Annotated in this window: 17 protein-coding genes; 7 read left to right on the top strand and 10 right to left on the bottom strand. The window is 62.9% G+C overall.

Features of this window, described 5'->3' with window-relative positions; genetic code table 11:
• The first annotated feature begins 122 nt into the window (after positions 1-122).
• From QMX89_RS15025 to QMX89_RS15045, 5 genes are all read left to right on the top strand, one after another.
• Positions 123-1,466, top strand: coding sequence for a GGDEF domain-containing phosphodiesterase (locus QMX89_RS15025; RefSeq protein WP_282348797.1), 1,344 nt, complete (start codon positions 123-125; stop codon positions 1,464-1,466).
• 149 nt (positions 1,467-1,615) lie between these two features.
• Positions 1,616-2,233, top strand: coding sequence for a translesion DNA synthesis-associated protein ImuA (gene imuA, locus QMX89_RS15030; protein ID WP_090358432.1), 618 nt, complete (start codon positions 1,616-1,618; stop codon positions 2,231-2,233).
• A 7-nt stretch (positions 2,234-2,240) separates the two neighbouring features.
• A complete protein-coding gene (locus QMX89_RS15035) occupies positions 2,241-3,656 on the top strand; it encodes a DNA polymerase Y family protein (RefSeq protein WP_282348799.1) in 1,416 nt (471 codons plus the stop codon).
• Complete coding sequence (locus QMX89_RS15040) at positions 3,653-6,733, top strand: error-prone DNA polymerase (RefSeq protein ID WP_282348801.1); 3,081 nt, start codon at positions 3,653-3,655, stop codon at positions 6,731-6,733. Before QMX89_RS15035 ends, QMX89_RS15040 begins: the two co-directional genes overlap by 4 nt.
• A 92-nt stretch (positions 6,734-6,825) precedes the next feature.
• Positions 6,826-7,845: a branched-chain amino acid aminotransferase gene (locus tag QMX89_RS15045; RefSeq protein WP_090358426.1), complete on the top strand. Its 1,020-nt coding sequence runs from the start codon at positions 6,826-6,828 to the stop codon at positions 7,843-7,845.
• 116 nt (positions 7,846-7,961) lie between these two features.
• Here QMX89_RS15045 and QMX89_RS15050 read toward each other — a convergent pair whose 3' ends face one another.
• Positions 7,962-8,120 carry a hypothetical protein gene (locus QMX89_RS15050; protein WP_167649305.1) on the bottom strand — a complete coding sequence of 53 codons (159 nt, stop codon included), beginning with the start codon at positions 8,118-8,120 and terminating at the stop codon, positions 7,962-7,964.
• A 187-nt stretch (positions 8,121-8,307) separates the two neighbouring features.
• Between QMX89_RS15050 and treS the strand changes: the two genes are divergently transcribed.
• Positions 8,308-10,371, top strand: coding sequence for a maltose alpha-D-glucosyltransferase (treS, locus tag QMX89_RS15055; protein WP_282348803.1), 2,064 nt, complete (start codon positions 8,308-8,310; stop codon positions 10,369-10,371).
• Between the two features lie 605 nt (positions 10,372-10,976).
• On the opposite strand, the gene QMX89_RS15060 is transcribed toward treS, so the two are convergent.
• The 8 genes from QMX89_RS15060 to ppnN form a co-directional block, all read right to left on the bottom strand.
• Entirely contained in the window at positions 10,977-12,269 is a 1,293-nt protein-coding gene (locus QMX89_RS15060; RefSeq protein ID WP_282348811.1) for a substrate-binding domain-containing protein, read from the bottom strand.
• A gap of 138 nt (positions 12,270-12,407) precedes the next feature.
• Positions 12,408-13,205 carry an IclR family transcriptional regulator C-terminal domain-containing protein gene (locus QMX89_RS15065; RefSeq protein WP_201782759.1) on the bottom strand — a complete coding sequence of 266 codons (798 nt, stop codon included), beginning with the start codon at positions 13,203-13,205 and terminating at the stop codon, positions 12,408-12,410.
• Between the two features lie 105 nt (positions 13,206-13,310).
• A complete protein-coding gene (locus QMX89_RS15070) occupies positions 13,311-14,852 on the bottom strand; it encodes an AMP-binding protein (protein ID WP_282348805.1) in 1,542 nt (513 codons plus the stop codon).
• Positions 14,853-14,855: 3 nt separating this feature from the next.
• A complete protein-coding gene (locus tag QMX89_RS15075; protein WP_282348806.1) occupies positions 14,856-16,559 on the bottom strand; it encodes an ABC transporter permease subunit in 1,704 nt (567 codons plus the stop codon).
• Positions 16,556-17,620 (bottom strand): ABC transporter ATP-binding protein, encoded by a 1,065-nt coding sequence (locus QMX89_RS15080; RefSeq protein WP_282348807.1) that lies wholly within the window; start codon positions 17,618-17,620, stop codon positions 16,556-16,558. Before QMX89_RS15080 ends, QMX89_RS15075 begins: the two co-directional genes overlap by 4 nt.
• Before the next feature lie 12 nt (positions 17,621-17,632).
• Positions 17,633-18,697 (bottom strand): ABC transporter substrate-binding protein, encoded by a 1,065-nt coding sequence (locus tag QMX89_RS15085; protein ID WP_134722430.1) that lies wholly within the window; start codon positions 18,695-18,697, stop codon positions 17,633-17,635.
• Positions 18,698-19,067: 370 nt separating this feature from the next.
• Entirely contained in the window at positions 19,068-19,826 is a 759-nt protein-coding gene (locus tag QMX89_RS15090; protein WP_282348808.1) for an enoyl-CoA hydratase/isomerase family protein, read from the bottom strand.
• 256 nt (positions 19,827-20,082) lie between these two features.
• Complete coding sequence (gene ppnN / locus QMX89_RS15095) at positions 20,083-21,456, bottom strand: nucleotide 5'-monophosphate nucleosidase PpnN (protein ID WP_090358408.1); 1,374 nt, start codon at positions 21,454-21,456, stop codon at positions 20,083-20,085.
• A 413-nt stretch (positions 21,457-21,869) separates the two neighbouring features.
• On the opposite strand from ppnN, the gene pcsA reads away from it, so the two are divergent.
• On the top strand, positions 21,870-22,589 hold the full coding sequence (gene pcsA / locus QMX89_RS15100) for a phosphatidylcholine synthase (protein ID WP_049859507.1): 720 nt from the start codon (positions 21,870-21,872) through the stop codon (positions 22,587-22,589).
• 9 nt (positions 22,590-22,598) lie between these two features.
• Here pcsA and QMX89_RS15105 read toward each other — a convergent pair whose 3' ends face one another.
• The gene (locus tag QMX89_RS15105) at positions 22,599-23,729 is read right to left on the bottom strand and encodes a lactonase family protein (RefSeq protein ID WP_192067382.1); all 1,131 of its coding nucleotides are present in this window, start codon (positions 23,727-23,729) and stop codon (positions 22,599-22,601) included.
• Between the last annotated feature and the right edge of the window lie 135 nt (positions 23,730-23,864).

Genomic DNA, 23,864 nt, shown 5'->3' on the forward strand with positions numbered 1-23,864 from the left:
GATGTTATTTTGCCACCACCTAAAGAGCCGCTCTTTGATGGCTACTCCCTCAGTAAATACCCTCTGAACAACTGGCCAGTCTCTCGCAGGAAGCTCGAGCCTGTCATTCGCGGGAAAGTGTGATGTCGGATAGTGTCCATGCCGCTGCTCAGGCGTTCGTCTCGAGCGATCGGCTTACCTCGTTGCCTGATCGCCGGCAGTTCCTGACTGACCTGGGGCACCTGTTGCTCCAGCACCCGGATGAGTCGCGCTACCTGGTGCTGATCGATGCCATGGACACCGCCTGGGCCCACGACATGACCCTGGCCTTGGGCATGGTCCCGTTCGAGAACCTGCTGTGCTGCATTGCACGCCGTCTGGTGCGTCTGCGGGCAGGCCAGGGGAGGGTGTATCACATCGGCCGCAAGCGCTTTGCCTTCGTACTGAATGCGCAGCAAGGCGATGTCAGCGGCTACCTCGACATTCTGGTACACGCCCTGCGCTGCACCACCCAGATCGAAGGCATGCCGGTTCGTCCCAGCGTCCGCGCGGGTGTTGCGCCCTTCGTGATCAACTTCGAAGCGGTCCGCGATGCCCTGCGCAAGGCCATGTACGCCGCTGAACTGGCCCTGCTCGCAGGCCAGCCGTGGGCATGGTACGACCCGGTGCGGGACAACGCTTACCGCCGGTCTTTCAAGTTGGCTTCCGACGTTACCCAGGCCATGCGTGAGGGCCAGCTGCGCCTGGTGTTCCAGCCACGCTTCGCGCTGCGCGAGGGTGACCAGGTCAGCGCCGAAGCCTTGCTGCGCTGGGAGCACCCACGCCTGGGCCTGGTCTTGCCCGACGAATTCATTCCGGTGCTGGAAAGAAACGCGCTGATCCACAGCGTAACGCGCTGGGTGATCGACGCGGCATTGGCCAAGCTCGCCCAATGGCCGGCCACGCTTCTGACCCGGCTTTCGGTGAACCTCTCGGCGCTGGATTTCGACGGCCACGACATCCCTCAGGTCATCAGCAATGCCTGCCGTACCCATGGTATCGACCCAGAACGCCTGGAAGTGGAGATCACCGAAGGGGAGTGGTTGCGCTCCAATCCACAAGTGCTCAGCCAGCTGGCGGCCATTCGTGACCTGGGGGTGGATGTGGCGATCGATGATTTCGGCACCGGCTACAGCAATTTTTCCTACCTGCACGAGATCCCGGCCAACGTGGTGAAGCTGGACAAGTCGATGATCACTGGCCTGGAACACAGCCCGCGGCATCAGTTGATCGTCCAGGCGGTGCTGGAACTGGCCCGCAAACTGGGCTACCGAACGGTTGCCGAAGGCGTCGAAACCTTCAAGTGCATGCAGGTGATCCGCGCCTTGGGCTGCGATGAGGCCCAGGGCTTCTATTTCGCACGGCCCATGGTCGAACAGGAATTCCTGGGCTGGAGCGGCGCTTCGCGCTTTCCATTGCGCAAATTGCTGGTGCCCACGCCGGAGTGATCGGGACCGTTCGCCCCCCCGATGGCATGAAGTGAAAATAGACGCTTTACTGTTCATGCATACAGTAGTAAAAATGCACCCATGAACAGATCACTCCCACTCACCGAAGTTTTTTTCCCACGCTGCCTGACCCTGAGGGCAGGGCAGTGATGGGCGCCGTGGTCAGCCTGGAAGGGCTGATCGACCAACGTCGCGTCTGGCGCGGTCGCCAGGAGTCCAGCCCCAGCGGCGCGCAGCCGACCGGGCATGCCGCCCTCGACGCCGTGCTGCCCAGCGGGGGTTGGCCACCGGCAGCGCTCAGTGAAATCCTGCTGGCCGCCAACGGCTGTGGCGAATTGCAGTTGCTCTGGCCGACCTTGGCGCGTTTGAGCCAGGCCGGTGAACGAATCGTGTTGATAGCACCCCCGTTCATTCCCTACCCCCATGCCTGGATGGCGGCCGGTGTGCGCCTGCAACACCTGAGCGTGCTGCAAGCGCAAGGCCGGGATGCCTTGTGGGCTGCCGAGCAGTGTTTGCGTTCCGGCAGTTGCGCAGCCGTGCTCTGCTGGCCGCAGAACCCCGACGACAAGGCCTTGCGACGCCTGCAGGTAGCCGCCGAAACCGGCGAAACCCTGGCCTTCGCCTTGCGCGGGCAGCAGGCGGCGCACAACCCGTCGCCTGCTGCCCTGCGGCTGTCGCTGCAGGGGCCTGCCGGGCAAGTGCAGATTCTCAAATGTCGCGGCGGGATACCCCCTGCGATGCCCGTCACCTTCGTCAGTTACGCTTGAGATTGCCATGCTGTGGGCCTGCATTCTGCTGCCGCAACTGGCCCTCGATGCCGTGCTGCGCCAGCGCGACGATCCGCAGCAGCCGCTAGTCCTGGTCACCGGCCCGGTGCAGCGGCGAGTGCTGCAGGCGGTGAACCCGGCGGCGCGGGCCTTGGGTCTCAAACCGGGGCAGTCGCTCACCGCCGCCTACATGCTCAGCCGCGATTTTGCCACCGCGCCCTACGATCCGGCGCAGATCGAGCACTGGCAAGGCTTTCTGGCGGCGTGGGCCTATCGGTTCAGCTCCCAGGTCAGCGTGCACTATCCACGTGTGTTGCTACTGGAGGTGCAATCGACCATGGGCCTGTTCGGGCCATGGCCGCAATTCGAAGCGCGCTTGCGCGATGAACTGAACGCACTGGGTTTCCGCCATCGAATTACCTTGGCACCCAATCCGGCTGCGGCGCGGATGCTGGCCAATGCTTATGACGGTTTCGGCGTCGAAGACCCGGATGCCCTGGTCGATGCCCTTCAGCGCCTGCCGGTGGAACGGGTGGGGCTGGCTGCCGATGACGCCACGGCGCTCAAGCGCATGGGCATGCGTCACCTGGGTGAGGTCTTGTCCTTGCCCAGGGCACAACTGGCCAGGCGCTTCCCAGCCCAGGTGCTCAGCCATCTCGACACACTTCTGGGGCATCGCCCCCTGGCGCTGGAATTCTTCATTCCTGCGGACGTATTCGACCAACGCATCGAGCTCAATTTCGATGTGGAGTCGAACCAGGCCCTGCTGTTTCCCCTGCGACGCCTGATCAACGACCTGGCGGTGTACCTGGCGGGGCGGGACGTGGGGGTGCAGCGTTTTACCCTGCACCTCAAGCATGCTGACGGCGAAGACACGCGGGTCGAGGTGGGCCTGCTCGCGGCCGAGCGGGACGCGGCCCTGCTGTTCGAGCTGGCCCGCGGTCGCTTCGAGCATCTGCAGGTGCCACGGCCCGTGCAGGTCGTACGTTTGAGCGCGCTCGACCTGCCGCGCTTCGTGCCCGCCTGCAAGGAGTTGTTCGATCAGCGGCCGCAACAGACCCAGCCTTGGGAGCAGTTGCGCGAACGCTTGCGCGCACGCCTGGGCGACGATGCCCTGCAGGATCTGCGCGCCCATGCCGACCATCGCCCGGAGCGGGCCTGGCGCAACGACGGCCCGTGGATGCCGGCTACCCTGGATCTCGGCGCACAGCGACCGGGATGGTTGCTGGAGCAGGCCGAACCCTTGCCCGCCCATGGCTTGCGCGTGCTGGCCGGGCCTGAGCGCATCGAATCGGGCTGGTGGGACGGTGGCGATGTGCGCCGTGATTACTATCTGGTCGAAACCTCGACAGGCCGGCGCGGTTGGGCCTACCGCTCGGTGGGCGATGACACGGCGTTGCTGTTGCAAGGCTGGTTCGCATGAGCCAGGGCTATGCCGAGTTGCACTGCCTCTCCAACTTCAGCTTCCAGCGCGGCGCTTCCAGCGCCCAGGAGCTGTTCGCCAAGGCGGCGGCCTTGGGTTATGAAGCATTGGCGATCACCGACGAGTGCACCCTGGCCGGTATCGTGCGTGCCTGGCAAGCGGCCCAGGCTCACGGGATGACGCTGATCGTGGGCAGTGAGATGCGCATCGAAAACGGGCCCAAGCTGGTGTTGCTGGCGCAGGATCTGGGCGGTTATCAAGCCCTGTGTCGCTTGATTACCCTGGCCCGCCGACGTGCCGACAAAGGCCGGTATCGTCTGCTGCGCGAGGACCTCGACGAGATCGAACGCGAAGGACTGCTGGCGTTGTGGATAGCCGATGAGCCTCATGAACTGGCCCACGGTCATTGGCTCAAAGGACGTTTTGCCGGCCGCCTGTGGCTGGCCGTGCAATTGCACTGCGGCGCGGATGATCAGCGACGCCTGCGCGGCTTGCTCCATCTGGCAGCGACGCTGGGCCTGCCAGCGGTGGCCTGCGGCGACGTGCACATGCACGCCCGTGGGCGGCGCGCCTTGCAGGACACGATGACCGCGATCCGCCATCACGTACCCGTGGCCGAGGCCGGGCATGTGTTGTTCGCCAACGGCGAGCGGCATCTGCGCGGGTTGCCGCAACTGATCGACCTCTATCCGGCCGCGCTCCTCGAGGAAACCCTGCACATAGCCCGGCGCTGCCATTTCGACCTGGGCCAGCTGCGCTATCAGTATCCCCATGAGTTGGTGCCCCAGGGCCATGACGCAGGCTCCTGGCTGCGCCATCTGAGCGCCGAGGGTGCGCGCTGGCGTTGGCCATCGGGGGTGACCGCCGAGGTTCAGGCCTTGCTCGACAAGGAACTGCAACTGATCATCGAGCTGGGCTATGAAAGCTACTTTCTGACTGTCCATGACATCGTGCGGTTTGCTCGCGAGCAGCACATCCTTTGCCAAGGGCGCGGTTCGGCGGCCAACTCGGTGGTCTGTTTCGCCCTGGGCATCACCGAGCTGGACCCGCGCGACACGCACATGCTGTTCGAGCGCTTCATCTCCAAGGAACGCAACGAGCCGCCGGACATCGACGTCGATTTCGAGCACGAGCGGCGCGAGGAAGTCCTGCAGTACGTTTTTCGTCGCTACGGTCGCGACCGCGCCGCGCTGACCGCCGTCGCCAGCAGCTACCGGGGCCCCGGCGCGGTACGCGACGTTGCCCGGGCGCTGGGCCTGCCACCGGACCAGATCACCGCATTGGCCGATTGCTTCGGCCGCTGGAGCGACCACCTGCCCCCGGTCGAGCGATTGGTCGAGGCCGGATTCGACATCGAAAGCCCGGTGCTCAAGCGCGTCATGGCACTGACCGAGCAACTGATCGGTTTCCCTCGTCACCTGTCCCAGCATCCCGGCGGCTTCGTGATTTCCGAGCATCCTTTGCACACCCTGGTACCGGTCGAGAACGCCGCCATGGCGGAGCGTACGGTGATCCAGTGGGACAAGGATGACCTGGATGCCGTGGGCCTGTTGAAGGTCGACATTCTGGCGCTGGGCATGCTCAGCGCGATTCGTCGCTGTTTCGACCTGGTGCGCGGCTACCGGGGCCTTGATCTGACCCTTTCGACCTTGCCCAAGGAGTGCCCGCAGACCTACGCGATGATCAGCCGGGCCGACACCATCGGTGTCTTCCAGATCGAATCCCGAGCTCAGATGGCGATGCTTCCGCGCCTGCAACCTCGCACGTTCTACGATCTGGTCATCGAAGTGGCCATCGTCCGACCGGGCCCCATCGTTGGCGACATGGTTCACCCGTACCTGCGTCGGCGCAATGGTCAGGAGAAGGTCAGTTACCCCTCTGAAGCCCTCAAAAAGGTTTTCGAGCGGACATTGGGCGTGCCCCTGTTCCAGGAACAGGTGATGGAACTGGCCATCGTCGCCGCTGGCTACACCCCCGGCGAGGCCGACCAACTGCGGCGCTCCATGGCCGCCTGGAAGCGCCATGGCGGGTTGGAACCCCACCAGATCAGGCTCACCGAAGGCATGCTGAAAAACGGTTACACCCGCGAGTTCGCCGAACGCATCTTCGAGCAGATCAAGGGCTTTGGCAGCTACGGCTTTCCCGAATCCCATGCCGCCAGCTTCGCCCTGTTGACCTATGCCAGTTGCTGGCTCAAGTGCCATGAACCTGCGGCCTTTGCCTGCGCCTTGATCAACAGCTGGCCCATGGGCTTCTACAGTCCCGACCAGATCCTGCAGGATGCACGTCGCCATCATCTGCAGATCCTGGCCGTGGATGTCTGCCACAGCGACTGGGACTGCAGCCTCGAATCCCGCACCACCGGGCAACCCGCTGTGCGCCTGGGGTTGCGCATGGTCAAGGGGCTGCGCGAAGAGGCCGGGCGTGCGGTGCAGCAGGCTCGCCTGGCCGGGCCGTTTCTGGACGTGACCGATCTGGCCCGCCGCTGTGGGCTGGACAACCGCGCGCTGGAACAGCTGGCCGACGCCAACGCCTTGCTTGGCCTGGTGGGTCACCGCCACCAGGCGCGCTGGGACGTGGCCAGTGTCGAGCAGCAGTTGCCCCTGTTTGCCGATGTACCGACTGCTCGCGAGGCGAGCGTGGCCTTGCCGGTACCCAGTGTCGGCGAGGACCTGTATGCCGACTACGCCAGCCTCGGCACCACCCTGGGGCCTCACCCGCTGGCCATGCTCCGCGAGCGCCTGCAGGCGTTACGCTGCCGCAGCTCCCAGGATCTGCAGAGCCTGGCCCACGGTCGTCCGGTCACCGTGGCGGGGTTGGTCACGGGCCGCCAGCGACCGTCGACCGCCACCGGGGTGACCTTCGTCACCCTGGAAGACGAGTTCGGCATGATCAACGTGGTGGTCTGGCGTGACCTGGCCGAGCGTCAGCGGCGCGTGCTGGTGGGGTCGCAGATGATGCAGGTCAAGGGTCGCTTCGAGCACAAGGACGGCGTGCGCCATGTCATTGCCGGGCACATGGCCGATGTCAGCACCATGCTCCACGGGCTGGATATCCGCGGCCGAGATTTCCGCTAGCCAGGCTGCGCGGGGCAGGCAAATGCAGTATTGTTGTGTCCATTCGTAAAAGCCTGTGCTGTTCAGGCGATCGCCAAAGGGTAGAGGGTGTCATGGGTCACGAAAGCATCAACTGGGACAAACTGGGTTTCGACTACATCAAGACCGATCTGCGCTACCTGTCGCACTGGCGCGACGGTGAATGGGATCAGGGCAACCTGACCGAAGACAATGTGCTGCACATCAGCGAAGGCTCTACCGCACTTCACTATGGGCAGCAGTGCTTCGAGGGCCTCAAGGCCTACCGTTGCAAGGATGGTTCGATCAACCTGTTCCGCCCCGACCAGAACGCTCTGCGCATGCAGCGCAGCTGTGGTCGCCTGTTGATGCCGCAAGTCCCCACCGAGGTGTTCATCGAAGCCTGCCGCAAAGTGGTCGCGGCCAACGAGCGCTTCATTCCGCCCTATGGTTCCGGCGGCGCCCTGTACCTGCGTCCTTTCGTGATCGGCGTGGGTGACAACATCGGCGTGCGCACCGCACCCGAGTTCATCTTCTCGATCTTCTGCATTCCGGTCGGCCCTTACTTCAAGGGCGGCATGAAACCGCACGATTTCGTCATCTCCGGCTACGATCGCGCTGCGCCCAACGGCACCGGTGCCGCCAAGGTCGGTGGCAACTACGCTGCCAGCCTGATGCCAGGCTCCAACGCCAAGAAGGCCAACTTCGCCGACTGCATCTACCTGGATCCACAGACCCACACCAAGATCGAGGAGGTGGGCTCGGCCAACTTCTTCGCGATTACCCAGAACGACGAGTTCGTGACCCCGAAATCGCCGTCGGTATTGCCCGGCATCACCCGTCTGTCGCTGATCGAACTGGCGCAATCGCGCCTGGGTCTGAAAGTCATCGAAGGTGACGTTCTGATCGATCAGCTCGACCAGTTCAAGGAAGCCGGTGCTTGCGGCACCGCGGCGGTGATCACCCCGATCGGGGGTATCGAATACAAGGACAAGCTGCACGTGTTCTACAGCCAGGAAGAAGTGGGGCCGTTCACCCAGCGCCTGTACAAGGAATTGACCGGTATTCAGGCCGGCGACGTGGAAGCACCCGAGGGTTGGATCGTCAAGGTCTGATGCTTCAGGGCAGGCCGGCAGCTGGCGCTCGGCTTGCCCTGTATCCCGCCGCCGCTCGCTCGAGCGGCAACCGCCTCTTTTTCCAGCCGCATCGCTACGGTCGAAATCCGGCTAGCTCACCCCAACAGGCGTGTCTGAAAGAAAACGCGATCGTACGATGTACGCGCTTTTTCCATGGCCTGTACTTCGCGTCGCTTGTCCGCGCGTATCAGTCCGACAAAGACGATAGCCGCAAGAACGGACAGTGCGCACCAGCCCAGCAGAAAGGTAATCATGGGTCTCTCCTGTTGATCGCCCGCGCAGGGAGAATCCCCTGCCAATGCTGTATCGGCCTGATGGCACAATGCTTTATACCGAATGTCGGATCAGGTCAGCGGGCGCCTTCAGGGAAATCCGCGACGGATGCAACGATAACCTTCCGTCGTACTCTCAATGTAGGACACTTTTCGAGGGCAAGTAACGATGACGACGCCGGACAAGGACTACATCCAATGGCTGGTCGACCAGTCCATGCTGCACACGGCCAAACAGCGCGCCAAGCTGTACGCCGGACAGGCACGGCTGTGGCAGCGACCCTACGCCCAGGCCAGACCTCGGGACGCCTCCGCCATTGCTTCGGTGTGGTTCACTGCCTACCCAGCTTCCATCGTCACCCGCGAAGAGGGCTCGGTGTTGCAGGCCCTGGGTGACGAAACCTTGTGGCATGCGCTGTCCGAGATTGGCATTCGGGGCATTCACAACGGCCCGTTGAAGCTCTCCGGTGGCCTGCGCGGACGTGAACGCACGCCCAGCGTGGACGGCAACTTCGACCGCATGAGCTTCGACATCGACCCTGAACTGGGCACCGAAGCCGACATGATCCAGCTCAGCCGCATGGCCGCCGCGCACAACGCCGTGGTCATCGACGATGCGATCCCCTCGCACACCGGTAAAGGCGCGGATTTCCGTCTGGCCGAAATGGCCCATGCGGACTATCCAGGCCTCTACCACATGGTCGAGATCAAGGAGGAGGACTGGGGCCTGTTGCCTGAAGTGCCGGCCGGTCGCGATGCGGTCAACCTGACCCCGGAAGTCTGCGACATCCTCAAGGACAAGCACTACATCGTTGGCCAGTTGCAGCGGGTGATCTTCTTCGAGCCGGGCGTCAAGGAAACCGACTGGAGCGCCACCCCGGTGGTGGTCGGCGTGGACGGCAAGCCGCGGCGTTGGGTGTACCTGCACTACTTCAAGGAAGGTCAGCCTTCACTCAACTGGCTGGACCCGACCTTCGCCGCGCAGCAGATGATCATTGGCGATGCCCTGCATTCCATCGACGTGATGGGCGCGCGCATCCTGCGCCTGGACGCCAACGGTTTCCTGGGAGTCGAGCGGCGTGCCGAAGGCCCGGCCTGGTCCGAAAGCCATCCGCTGTCGGTCAACGGCAACCAATTGCTCGGCGGTGCCATTCGCAAGGCCGGCGGTTTCAGCTTCCAGGAGCTGAACCTGACCATCGACGATATCGCCTCCATGTCCCACGGCGGCGCGGACCTGTCCTACGACTTCATCACTCGTCCGGCCTATCAACATGCGCTGCTGCTGGGCAACACCGAGTTCCTGCGGCTGATGCTGCGGCAAGTGCATGCTTTCGGCATCGACCCGGCTTCGCTGATTCACGCCTTGCAGAATCACGACGAGTTGACCCTGGAGCTGGTGCACTTCTGGACCCTGCACGCTCACGATACCTACCTGTACCAAGGCCAGACCTTCCCCGGCAACATTCTGCGCGAGCACATTCGCGAAGAGATGTACGAGCGCCTGGCCGGTGAGCACGCGCCCTACAACCTGAAGTTCGTGACCAACGGGGTTTCCTGCACCACCGCCAGCATCATCACGGCGGCGCTGGGCATTCGTGATCTGGAAGCGATCACCGAGCAGGACATCAAGCAGATCCAGCACATTCACTTGCTGCTGGTGATGTACAACGCCATGCAGCCTGGCGTGTTCGCGCTGTCGGGCTGGGACCTGGTCGGCGCACTGACTCTGCCGGCCGAAGAAGTGGCGCATCTGATGGAAGACGGTGACACGCGCTGGATCCACCGTGGCGCATACGACCTGGTGGGCCTTGATCCAACCGCAGAGTTCTCCGCCGGGAACATGCCGCGTCCCAAGACCCTGTACGGCAACCTGGTCGATCAACTGCAGCGTCCAGACAGCTTCGCTTCGCAGCTGAAGAAGATTCTGGCGGTGCGGCGTGCCTACGACATTGCGGCCAGCAAGCAGATTCTGATCCCGGACGTGCAGCATCCCGGGCTGTTGCTGATGGTCCATGAACTGCCAGCGGGCAAAGGCACGCAGATCACTGCGCTGAACTTCAGCAATGAGCCGATCGTGGAGACCCTGCATCTGCCAGGCATCGCGGCAGGTCCGGTGGTGGACATCATCAACGAGCGGGTCGAGGGCGATCTGACCGAAGACGGTGAATTCACCATCACTCTGGACCCGTATGAGGGCCTGGCCCTGCGTGTGGTGAGTGCTTCGCCGATCTGATCGGTTGCTGGCGCCGATGCGGACCTCGCATCGGCGCCTGGAAAGCAAAACCCGGAAAGCACTGAGGGGAGCCTAGGCTCCCCTCAAGGTTTTTCTGCATGCTCTGTTTTTATTATTGAGGGGCGACCTGTTGTTGTAGTTGTCGGTCGTGACCCGTACCGCGTGTTGTGCGATCCCCATGCGGGATCAAGAGCAAACGTATTTTTTTGAGCGCTGATCTGCTTTCATCATCGATCCAACCAGTGGGTAGCTACTGAACGTAGTTTTATTGTTCTCTACCTGGCTGCGGGGCAAGCCCCTGAAAAGCCCATCTTCTCCAAAAAAATCTGTTAGCTACGTCTCTGTCGCGTTTGTTCTTGTTATGTCAGAGTCGTTTCGTCTTGTTGTTATTGGTTTGTCGCGTTGTTGTTATTGTTGTACGTAAGCTATAGCAGGGTGCGTGCCAACTTTTGCAACCTCTTTATAATCAATGGCTTAGGGTTTCTGCGCAAACGTAGTGCGACAGAGTGACGCAGATTTGTTCCCATGTTACCCGCTTCGCGTTCCCCATCGGCAGGACCGGTAACACTTTGTGTCCGGGTGCCGCACAGGTGACACCCCGACGGCTATGGGTTGATCCACACTTCCACCCGACGATTCTTGATTCGCCCCTCATCGACCTCATTGGTCGCCACCGGCAGTTGCGCACCAAGGCCCTGGATGTCGCGCAGCACCACGCCGGCCTTGACCAGCTCCCGGCGCACGGCCATGGCTCTGAGCCGAGACAGCAACACGGCGCGGGCGGGATCGTCCTTCGCATCGCCAAAACCCACCAGCGTGGTTTTTTTCTGCAGCAAACCATGACGGCCAAGGTAGTCCTGCACCCGAACCACATCGGCCAACGCCTTGTTATCCAGCGTGGCGCTGCCCTCGGCGAAGCGAAAGCTGACCGACAGGCGCAGGCCGTCACGGGCCAGTTGCCGGTAGAGCAGGGGCATGTCGGGCGAAGTCGGGACGCTCATGGCCTTTACCGTTTGCGCCACGAAGCCCTGGCTGGCGACGATGCCCTGGCCCACTTCGCTCTGGGCGAAGGCGATCAGCGCGTCGGCCCAGGGCGAAGGGCGTGTAGGCGCGCTGTACAGGTAGAGCCGTCGGCTCAGCGGATAGTCCTGGGTTGCGATCAAGCTGACCGTAGGCGCCATGGGCTGGCTGGCACCATCGACGATCGCCAGGGCTCGGGCCTTGCGCACCGAGGCCAGGCCGATGAAACCGATGGCTTGGCGATCGGCACTGACCCTATCCGACAATTGCTCGCTGGATTCCAGCCTCAGCGCGTGGCTGCTCAGTCGGCTGCCATAAGGGCTCAACACCTGGTCGCGGAAAGTCTCCCACGTACCCGAGCGATCGTCCCGGGCCAGTACATGGATCGGTCCACGGCCACCGAGCACGCGCCAGTCGTCGATCTCGCCACTGAACACCTGGGCAAGCTGCTGCGTTGTCAGTTGTCGAAGGGGGTTGTCCGGATGAACGATGACCGCCACGCCATCGATGGCGATCACGTGTTCGGCGGCGAAACTGGTCAGGTCACCCAGAGGCGCCAGTCTGGCACGCTCCAGGTCACTGATCGGTCTGGATGAAGCGGCCAGGTCTGCCTGGCCGCTCAGCAGGCCGTCGAAGCCGGTGCTGGAACCGTGGGCGGCGATGGCAAAGCGCAGCGGTGAACCGTTCGGCTCGTGCGCGGTGATGAGTTGCTCGCCTGGAGCCGGGGTGAACGTCTGGATATCCTGCAGGCCGCGGGCTTCGAGCAGGCCGCGCACCAGGGCTGGGAGCAGCGCCGCACCGAGGGTATTGGAGCCCTGGATGCGCAATGTGTCCGGGCCGGCGAGGGCGCCGCTGCACAGGCTCAGGATGCACAGCATGAAAAACAGACGGTGCATGGCGAATTACCGGGTCGGGAAGCCTCGCAGATTAAGTCAGTCATGTTGCAGAGCGATGACGGCAGTTATTGCTGCGCTCGTCGTTCGCGGCCGATGACCGCTCCTACAGAAGCATCTGACTCACACCTTGCGCTTGACCGAAATCGACGATGCCGCGCTGATCACCAGATCGGCATAGCGCTTGGTATCGCGCTCCGGGACCCAGCGCGAGCGAGAGACCGCCAGGTTCACAGCGCCGATACCGCGGCCGTTGCCATCGACGATGGCCGCCGCGGTGGAAACATCGCCGTAGAAGAACTGGTCTTCGGTGTGCGCATAGCGACGCTGGCGGATCTGCTCGATGCTGGCCCAGATCTGCCCGCGATCGGTGATGGTGGCCGGCGTGTGCTGGACGAACTGGCTGCGGTCGAAGATGTCGTTCACTTCATCGTCACTGTAGGTCGCCAGCAACGCCTGACCGGGCGCCGTGCACCAGGCCGGCAGACGAGTGCCGATGATGACGCTGGCGTTGAACACATGCCGGCTGACGATGCGTTGCACGTAGACGATGTCGGTGCCGTCGAGCACCGTCAGGTTGGTCGCCTCTTCAGTGTCCGCGCTCAACTGTTGCAGATAGGGTGCGGCGCGGGTCACCAGTTCGCTGGACGTCAGGTAGTGATAGGTGAAGTCCAGCAGCCGCGGCGACAGCTCGTACTTCTTGCTGCTGTCCTTGTTCAGATAGCCCAGGGTCGCCAGGGTGTGGGTGAAGCGCTGGGCAGCGCTGAGGTCCATGCCGGTCAGTGCGGCGATGTCTGACAGCGACAACTGGCGCTGGCTGCCGTCGAAGGCCATGAGCACTTTCATGGCCTTGTCGACGGACTGCACGTAGAGCGAGGAGGCCGTGGGATCGGCAGGTGGGGTCTTCGGGGTACGGGCCATGAACGCAACACAGTGGTGAAAAAAACCGATTATCCGGCAGATGCCTGGCACTTTCTATCGCTATTCACTAGAACGTTACTGCGCAGTTCGGGCCTGGTCCTGCATTCAACTGCGGCTGTCCCAGGCCAGGCTGGCGTCCTTGGGCAGCAGGTGTTTCTTGATGCGTTCGCTGGGGGTCAACTCGAACCCCTCCACTTGCTGGTAGTAGCGTGGCAATTGATAGGAGGCGCACCGGCGAGCGGCCCATTCGAGCATGGCTGGCCAGTCCGGGGGGGTATCGGTCTGCAGTTGCACGTACAGCAGGATTTCCTGCTCGCCGACCGTCGACTCGACCCCGATCGCGGCGCAGGCCTGCACCGCTGGATGCCCACTGAACACCCGCTCCACCTCCCAGGCGGACACGTTCTCGCCCCGCACGCGCATGCTGTCGGTGCGACGGCCGACGAAGAACAGGTCGCCCTCGGCATCCATGCGAGCCATGTCTCCGGTGAACAGGCGGCCGTCGCGCAAGGCGCTGGCCGTCGCTTCCGGGTTGTCGAGGTAGCCGGGCAGAAAGACGCCGTCGACCTCGCTGGCAAGTACGATTTCCCCCAATTGCCCGACTTCGACGGGCTTGCCGTAGGGGTCCAGCAGTTCCAGGCTCAGCCATGGCAAGGCGCGGCCGATCGAGCCGGGCTTGCCGGTGCGGTTCAAGGTGGCGAAGCTGGAACATTCGGTCATGCCATAGCATTCGCGCAGCGGGCAGCCGAAACGCTGCTCGATCGCCGCCCAGTTGGCCAGGCTGACACCTGCGCCCCACAAGGTGCGTAGAGCATGGTGGGCAGGCCACTGCTCTTCGGGCTGCTGCATGAGGATATCGATGATCCCGCCCAGATAATGCAATTGCGTGGCCTGCACTTGCACGCACTGCGCCCAGAACTTGCTCGCGGAAAACCGCTGCACCACGTTCAGGCTGACCTCGGCCAGAAAGGGCATCAGCAGCATCTGCGCACCGCCGATGTGGCACAGCGGTTCCCACAACAGCAGACGATCGCCGGCCTTGACGTCGGCGACCTGCAATACCGCCTCACTGGCAATGCGCAACATGCGGTGAGTGAACACCACGCCCTTGGGCGCCCCGGTGGTGCCAGAGGTGTAGATCACACAGAGCGTGGCATCGGTCGCACTGTCTTCCAGGCGCAGGGTCGCGGCCGGGCAGGCCAGCGCCTGTTCGTGCAGCGTGTTGATGTCGACACAGTCAAGGTGGCCTGCGGCACTGCTCGCCAGGCGCTCGGCGAACTCGGCGTCGCCCACCACGAGGTCCGGGCGGGCATGTTCGAACGGGTAGTCCAGGCCCGGCCCGCGCAGCTTGGTGTTGATGGGAATCCACACCAGGCCGCTGAGGATCAGTGCATAGATCAATACGATCTGGTCGTCGCTGTTGCCCAGCATGACCGCGACCCGGTGTCCGGCCCGCAGGCCACGTTCGGCCAGTACCTGTTGCAGCGCGGCGACCCGCTGGCGCAATTCCCGTGTAGTCAGGGAACGACCTTCGAACGTGACGCGTACAGCGTCGTCATCGATCACCAGGCCAGTATGGATAAGCGGTGCGGTGGTCAGTTGATCCTGACTGATGCGATGCGGGAAGAATCGAGTGTATGGATGCATCGTTCAGAGCCCTTGACGTTTGGAGTTGGAGCGCCGCGAGACCCACTGGGCGATCACGGCAAACAGCACGATGAACACCAGCAAGGTGGTGGAAACCGCAGCCAGGGTCGGCGTCAGCGCCAGTTGGATGCTGTCCCACATCTGCTTGGGCAAGGTGGTATTGATGCCGCCACTGACGAAGATGGCGATGGTCAGGTCGTCGAACGAAGTGATGAAGGCCAGCAGGAAGGCCGAGACCAGGCTCGCCGACATCAGCGGCAGGGTCACCGTGCGCAGGCGAGTGAATGCGCCGGCACCGAGGATCCGCGCAGCATCGTCCAGACGCCAGTCGTATTGCTTGAAGGCCGCGGACAGGGTCACCACCACATAGGGCAGGGCCAGCACGGTATGGCCCAGTACCAGGCCGATGTCCTTGCCCGCCAGTCCCAGTCGGGAAAACAGGTAGAGCAGGCCGAGGGCGATGACGATGCGCGGCACGATAAGTGGTGCGATGAACAGGGCGAACAGGCCCTTGCGCCAACCTGCGCTGACCCGTGTCAGTGCCAGGGTCGCGCCAAAGCCCAGCACCAGGGCCAACAAGGCCGTGGCCACACCGACGCACAGCGAACGCAACAGCGCCGCCTGCCATACCGCGGACGTGAAGAATTCTTCGAACCACTTCAGGCTGAACAGCTTGGGTGGAAAGGCAATGAACGGGCTGCTGGTGAAGGCCAGCGGGACGACCACCAGCACTGGCAGGATCAACAGCATGACCAACAACACGCTGTAGCCCGTGAGCAGCACACCGTCGCCACTGCGCCGGGGAGCGTTGCCCTTGCCCGAAAACAGATGCCCGAGCCAGATCAGCATCTGCAGGCCGCGTCCGGACTGGCGCTCCTTGGGCGCCTCGCCGCCCAGCGACGACAGCCCGGCGATGCGATCGTAGATCACGAACACCACCAGCGAGCAGGCCAGCAGCACCACCGAGAGGGCGCCGGCAAAGTTCATGTCGAACAGGTCGAGCACCGAGGAAATCACCAGTTGCGCCACCATCATTTCCCGTGGCGAACCCAGCAGCGCAGGCACGATGAAGAAGCCCAGGCTGGTGATGAACACCAACAGCCCGGCGGCGGCAATGCCCGGCGCCGACAGCGGCAGGAAAATACTGAAGAAACTCATCGACCCGCTGGCGCCCAAGGTTTGCGCGGCGGGTGCGAGGCGTTGATCGATGCTGCGCATGATCGGCAGCAGGGTGATCACGGCCAGCGGCAGCATCGAATGCACCATGCCGATCAGCACCCCGGAAAGTGCCGGGACCAATCCGGATGGATTGTCCAGCACATCGGCGGCCAGAGTGGTCAGCAGTCCTTTGCGCGACAGCAGCAGCATCCATGCGTAGGTCTTGACCAGGTAGCTGGTCCAGAACGGCAGCATGATCCACAGCAACCAGCGCTCGCGGCCCATGGGCGAGAGGCGGGTCAGCAGGTACGCCACCGGGTAGGCCAGCAGTACCGACAACAATGCCGTCAGCGCCGAGATCCAGAAGGTGATACCTAAAACGCGTGCATACACTGGGGTCGATGCGATTCGTTCGAAGTTGCCCAGGCTCAGCTCGCCGCTGGCGTTCTGAAAACTGCCCATGAGCATTTCCGCAACCGGCAACAGAAAGAACAGCGCCAGGAACAGCAGGGCGGGGATGGCCGGAATCAGGCCCTTGCGCCAGCTCATGACACGGCCTGCGCAGGCAGCAGGGTAGCCCGGGTCGGGTCCCAGGCGATGCCCACCGGGTCGCCGATGCGGGGGCTGAGGTCGCGCGAACAGCGCACGCTGAAGCGGTTGCCCGAGGGCAGTCGGACCAAGGCGCGGGTGTCACTGCCCAGGAACACGCATTCATCCACGGTGCCTTGCAGCAGGCCTGCGGCGGGGTCGGTGAGGCGCGCGGCTTCGGGCCGGATCAGCAGAAACGCTTCGGTCCCTGCGCTGGGCGCCAGGTGCCCGGCGCATCCGGTCAGGTCCAGCCGTTGACCTTCGACCTGCAGGTGGCCAGCACCGTCGCGCTGGCCCTGCAACAGGTTGGAATGGCCGATGAATTCGGCTGCAAAGCGTGTGGCCGGGCGATCGTACAGTTCTTCTGGCGTCGCCAGCTGCTCGATCCGCGCCCGGTTCATCAGGCAGATGCGGTCCGACAGGGTCAGCGCCTCTTCCTGATCGTGGGTGACATAGATGAACGTGGCTCCCAGCTCCTTGTGCATGCGGCGGATTTCCAGTTGCATGTGCTCACGCAGGTTCTTGTCCAGCGCGCCCAGTGGTTCATCGAGCAGGATGATCGAGGGTCGATAGGCGAAGCAGCGCGCCAGGGCAATGCGCTGCTGCTGGCCACCGGACAATTCGTTCGGGTAGCGATGGGCGAAGTCCTCCATGCGCACCATGGCCAGGGCATCGTCGACTGCCTGGCTGACCTCGGCCTTGGGGTACTTGCGCATGCGCAAGCCGTAGGCCACGTTGTCGCGCACGCTCATGTGCGGAAACAGCGCGTAGCTCTGGAACACCAGGCCGATGCCGCGTTTGCCGGGTGCGATGTGGGTCGCCTCCTGGCCGTCGATCAGCAACTGCCCGCTGTCGGGCGGGACCAACCCGGAAATCATCTGCAGCAGGGTGGTCTTGCCCGAGCCCGAAGGCCCGAGCAGGGTCAGGAATTCGCCTTCACGCACCTGAATATCGGTAGGTTGCAGGGCGACGAACTGACCATAGGTCTTGCCCAGGCCACGGGTTTCAAGTTTCACGCTCATGCATCGACTCCCTTACGACAAGATCCAGGCGTTGAACCGCTCGGTCACGGCGGTGCGGTGCTCGGCCCACCAGGCCGGGCTGGGCAGGCGCATGTGTTCCAGGTTCTGCGGCGCAGTGGGCAACAACGCTGCGCGCTCGGGGGCGATGAACTCGAACGACTTGCGGTTGGTGGGGCCGTAGGCCAGCGTGTCGGTGAAATCGGACTGGCGCTTGGCATCGGCGCAGAAGCGCACGAACTGCTTGGCCATGTCGGCGTGTGGCGTGCCCTTGGGAATCGCCCAGCCTTCGATGGAATACAGCCCTTGGTTCCAGACGATCTGCACCGGAGCGCCATTGTCGATGGCCGCCTGGGCGCGGCCGTTCCAGGCCGAGATCATGTCGACTTCGCCGCTCTGGATGGCCTGCATCGCCTGCGCACCGGAGGTCCACCACAGGTCGATGTGCGGTTTGATCTTGTCCAGGCTCTTGAAGGCGCGGTCGACGTCCATCGGGTACAGCTCGTCGAGGCCTACGCCGTCGGCCAGCAGTGCCTGTTCCAACGTGTCCAGGGGGCTGCGGCGCAGGCAGCGACGGCCGGGAAACTGCTCGACGTTCCAGAAGTCCGCCCAGCTCTGCGGGCCCTTGCCATCCTTGAAGGTGTCCGTGCGGTAGGCCAGCACGGTGGAGTACACATCGACGCCCAGGAAGTTGGGGGTGATCGCTTCGGGCAACAGGTCGGGGTATTCGCTGGCCGACAGACCGATGGGTTCGAGAAAGCCCTGGGCTTCGAGGTAGGGGATGTCGGCGGAGATGGTCAGGGTGGTGACATCCCAGACGTAATTGCGGGTTTTCACCATGGCCGAAAACTGCGCCACGGGTTGTGATTCGCGGGCCACGCTGATGACTTTGATGCCGGTGGCTTTTTCGAAAGGGTCGTAGAAGGCCTTGCGGTAGGCCTCGGTGTAGGGGCCACCGGGATCGGAAACGATGATCTGCCTGTCGGCGGCGCGGACTACGCTGGGCAGACCGCAGACCAGAGCGACGGTGGCACCGGCCTTGAGCAACTGACGGCGTCCGGGGTTGGAAGGTGTGTGCATGACAGTCTCCTACAAAAAACGAATGGATCGTTGGGTAGTCAGGACGTCGGCAGTCAAGGTGTTGCAAAAAGCCGGGGTAGGTACATGGCCGCCGCCGTGCGTAGTGCGATCTGTGGGAGAGGACCCTGTGGGAGCGGGTCTCTGCCCGCGAACGGGACTCCACGGTGTATCAGTGCCTCGGCATCGCTGCCTTCGCGGGCAGAGCCCGCTCCCACAGTGTGGGGGCGAACCCTGTGGGAGCGGGTCTCTGCCCGCGAACGGGCTTCCACGGTGTATCAGTGCCTCCGCATCGCCGCCTTCGCGGGCAGAGCCCGCTCCCACAATTGGCGCGCTCCCACTGTTAATCTGCTTTCAGAAGGTAGGCCAGGTTTTACTTGGCCCGCGCCTTGAAGAAGGCTTCCATCATGCGTGCCGGCTCGCCGGAGTCGTACGCTTCCTTTTGCAGACGTCGGCCGGCTTCGATGCAGTCCTTGAAGCCCGGCTCACTCATTTCGCGGAATCGCTGCTTGTCCAGGCGCATGGCGATCGGTGGCTTGGCGGCCAGTTCTTCGGCGATTTCAAGTGCCTTGCTCATCACCTGATCGGCCGGCACCAAATGGTGAATCAAGCCGATCTGCTTGCATTCATCGGCATTCATCAAGCGGCCGGTCAGTGTCAGCTCGATGGTGCGCGACATGCCCAGCATGCTGTTCATGATCCAGGGACCTGTGGTGCTGGGAATGCCCGAGTTGATCTCTGGCTGGCCCATGCGCACGCCGGGGTGGCCGATGCGGATGTCGCCCAGCAGCGCGACCTGGAACGCTGAACCTGCGGCCGTGCCGTTGAGCGCGATGATCAGGGGCTTGGAGAGGCCGCGCAACGTGGCGTAGTAGCGCTCCCATTCACCCACCCATTCCACGGCGCGATCGCCGTCGAAATTATGGGCTTCGGAAAGGTCCTGACCTGCGGAAAATGCCCGGTCGCCAGCGCCGGTCATGATCACGGCCTGGATGGCGGGGTCGGTGTTGTAGTCATTCAGGGCTTCGATGATTTCGTTACGCATCGGCGTGGTCCAGGCATTGAGCACCGCCGGACGATTGAGGGTGATGACAGCGACGGGGCCTTTGATTTCTAGCACAATGTCTGACATGTTTATCTCAATGCGATAGTTGATGTGGAATAACGATAGAATTATCCCGCTGGATGCGCAACAGGTTTGTGTGGATTATTGGCAAAGCGCGCACGACAGAAGAGGCCACCGCACTCAGATCGACGCGCACACGGTGGCAGCGGTCAGTGGCCGAGAAGAGGACGGTGCGGTGTGTCAGGTGTTATACGGTGAGATTTTCACGGCCGATGACCGCTCCCACGCAGGGATGTGGGAGCGGATCATGGAGAGGGAGGGATCAGGTCACAACGCGGTAGCAGGGCACATAGGCTGCGCCACCCGGTAGTTTCATGCGATGCTGCTCGACGAACGCCTGCAGCAACTTGTCCAGCGGCTCCATCACTGCGGCATCACCACGGATCTGGTACGGCCCGTGTTCTTCGATCAGGCGAATGCCCTTGTCCTTGACGTTACCCGCCACGATGCCGGAAAACGCCCGGCGCAGGTTGGCCGCCAGCTGATGCGGGGGCAGGGCGCGGCGCAGTTCCAGGTTGGCCATGTTGGCGTGGGTCGGGTCGAAGGGACGCTGGAAACTTTCCTCTATCTTCAGCAGCCAGTTGAAGTGGAACGCGTCGTTACGCTCGCGGCGGAACGATTTGACCTTCTTCAACGACTCGGTCATCTCCCGTGCCACGTCGGCCGGGTTGTCGATGATGATCTGGTAGTGCTCCCGCGCCGCCTCGCCCAACGTCGCCACGACGAAATGATCCAGTTGCTGCAGATACGCCTCGGCGCTCTTGGGACCGGTCAGGATTACCGGGAACGGCAGCCCCTGATTGTCCGGGTGCATCAGAATGCCCAGCAGGTACAGGAATTCCTCGGCCGTGCCCGCGCCGCCGGGGAAGATGATGATCCCGTGACCGACGCGCACGAACGCTTCCAGACGCTTCTCGATATCGGGAAGAATGACCAGCTCGTTGACGATCGGATTCGGTGCTTCCGCCGCGATGATCCCCGGCTCGGTCAGACCCAGGTAGCGTCCGCCGCTCATGCGCTGCTTGGCATGGGCGATGGTCGCGCCCTTCATCGGGCCTTTCATCACGCCAGGGCCGCAGCCGGTGCAGATGTCCAATTTGCGCAGGCCCAGTTCGTGGCCGACTTTCTTGGTGTACTTGTATTCGTCCGAATTGATCGAGTGGCCACCCCAGCACACCACCATCTTGGGCTCGAGGCCGGCACGCAGGGTGCGGGCGTTGCGCAATAGATGAAAGACGTAGTCGGTGATGCCCTGGGAGTCGCTCAGGTCGATGCGCTGGCTGTGCAGCTCGCTTTCGGTGTAGACGATGTCGCGCAATGCGCTGAACAGCATTTCGCGAGTGCTGGCGATCATTTCACCGTCGACGAAGGCGTCGGCCGGAGCGTTCAACAATTCCAGGCGAACACCGCGGTCCTGCTGGTGGATGCGCACCTCGAAATCCTGATAGGCATCGAGGATGGTCTTGGCGTTGTCGACATGGGCGCCGGTGTTGAGGATGGCCAGGGCACACTGGCGAAAGAGGGTGTAGGTGCTGCCCGAACCGGCGGCGCTGAGTTGCTGGACTTCACGCTGGGAGAGGGTTTCAAGGCTGCCCTTGGGGCTCACCGAGGCATTGATCACATTTCTTGGGGCCATTCTATATTCCCTTAACGCACTGTAGCGCGGCCACACGGGCCGCCCCATCTGGATAATGAGCGACTTCACCGGCCCCAGGCTGTCTGTCTTTCAAGCCTGGGCGCCGGGTCTGCTTGTCCTGTTGATGAAAAACCGTTTCCTCCTGGGCATGGGGCTGATCGACACTGGTCTCATCTTACTCCGCGCCGCTGCGCGTCGGTCAACGTCCGTCGCCAGAAAAACTCCAATGCAGTGAATCGCTTGGCAGCGCACCGCGTTACCTGTGACACTTACGGGGACCGAGTCGTGAACCTTACCCCCACACGCCCGGTCGATAGCTGCGGCCCACCCTTTTACAGAGGCCGCTTTCGGGTCAATGCTGTGGATACCTGCCAGCGATTGTCTTGGCCCGTCTACTTCCTGGAGAACACCCCGTGATATTGATCAGACCCTCGGCCACGCTCAAAGCATGGGGCGCCCACGGCTTCACCGCCACCGGCGTGGTGCTGGCCTTTCTTGCCACACTGGCGCTTTTCGATGGCCAGCCGAAGATCTGCCTGCTGTGGCTGGGCCTGGCGCTGGTGGTCGACGGCGTCGACGGCTCGCTGGCGCGCAAGCTCAACACCCAGTCGGTACTGCCACACTTCGACGGCTCCACGCTGGATCTGGTGATCGACTACCTGACCTACGTGTTCATTCCGGCACTGTTCATCTACCGCTACATCCCCTTGCCCGAATTCACCATGCTGATCACTGTCAGCATCATCCTGGTGTCGTCGCTGTTCTGCTTCTGCAACGTCAACATGAAGAGCAAGGACAACTACTTCGTTGGATTCCCGGCGGCGTGGAACGTGGTCGCGCTGTGCATGTACATCATTTCGCCGTCGCCGTGGGTGGCGCTGCTCAGCGTGATCGGTCTGGCCCTGCTGACCGTCACCAAGATGAAGTTCCTGCACCCGTTTCGGGTCCGTCGCTTCATGGCGATCAACATCGCCGTGACCTCGATCTGGCTGCTGTGCACCTTCGTGCTGATTCTCAATCATCCGGCCAGCAACCCGGTGGCGATGGGGCTGTGGAGCCTGATGTCGGCCTACTTCCTGGGCATCTGCGTCTGGCGCACAGTGGTCGAATGGCTCGGCCGCCTGCGCGCCTGATGCCTGGATTCAAACGCCGGGCAGGTTGAGCATCTCGATCCACAGGGCGCCTTTGCCTGAAGGCGCCTCCCCGGTACGAGTCAGCGCGCCTTGCGCACCCACTGCGTAACTTCCCACCTTGTCGGCTTTCTCGCCGGTCACCAGCAACCAACGTCCACTGGGTGAGAAGGCGATGTTGCGCGGTTGTTTTTCCTGCAACGGATAATTGCCCTGGAAGCTCAAAGTACCGCTGTTCGGATCGGACTTGAATGCCGAGACGGAGCTGGTGGTGCGCTCGGTGATGTAGATCAACTGACCATCCGGCGATACGCGAATGTCCGCCGCCCAGATCCGCGGGGTAGGGTCGTCCTTGAGGTCGTTGTTGGCCGCGTTGCGGATTTCGCCCTGTACCAGATTCAGAGATTTGGGCACGCCTTCGGCATGGGCCACTTTGGTCAGAGCGCCTGTCTGCGAGTCAATGGAAAAACTGTCGACCGTACCGCTCAGCTCACCCACTACGTAGAGAAACTTGCCTCCTGGCGCGAATGCGATGTGCCGCGGGCCGCTACCTGCTGTCACCGACGCATGGGCAGGGCCGATGGGCTCCAGTGCGCCGCTCTTCTGGTCGAAGGAGAACTGCATCACCTTCTCATCCCCAAGCGAGGTGGCGTAGACGAAATGGTTGCTGGGGTCGCTGCGCACCGAGTGGGCATAAGGGCCGGTAGGGTAGACCTTGCTCTCCTTGGCCGGGCGATGCTCCGCATCGATGGCTTGTACGGTAAGCACGTTGCCCCCGTAGGAGGCGCCCATCAAGTAGCGACCGCTGCGATCGGTGCTCAGGTACGCCAGGCTGGCAGCGAGCGGTGCCTCGGCGGCGGCGGTCAGTTGGCCAGTGCCGGGGTCGATACGGTAAGCGATCACTCGAAAGGGCTCGACCCGCAGCGCGGCATACAGGGTCGTGTTATCGGGGCTGAGGGCCATGGGGTTGACCTTGTCGCCAGCAGGGGTCTGGTGCAGCAGAGTCAGGGAGCCGGTGGTTTCGTCCAGGCGGTATTGAGAGATCATGCCGTCGTCGGGGCTTGAGATATAGGCAAAGGTGTTGGCCTGAGCCATACCGCCCGCGCAACCAATGGCAGCGGCAAGAAGCAAATGTTTACGCATGAATGATCCTCGGTTTTGTTTTTGTGATCAGTCATCCTATGAGTGCACTGCACCGAAGTAAAGAATTCCACCTTCCCCTGTAGCAGCGGCGCAAGCCGCGTCGGCCGCCTCCGCAACAGGTCACTGTGAACGCGG

Source organism: Pseudomonas sp. PS01301 (genome assembly GCF_029960215.1).
In the GTDB taxonomy this organism is placed as follows: domain Bacteria; phylum Pseudomonadota; class Gammaproteobacteria; order Pseudomonadales; family Pseudomonadaceae; genus Aquipseudomonas; species Aquipseudomonas coleopterorum.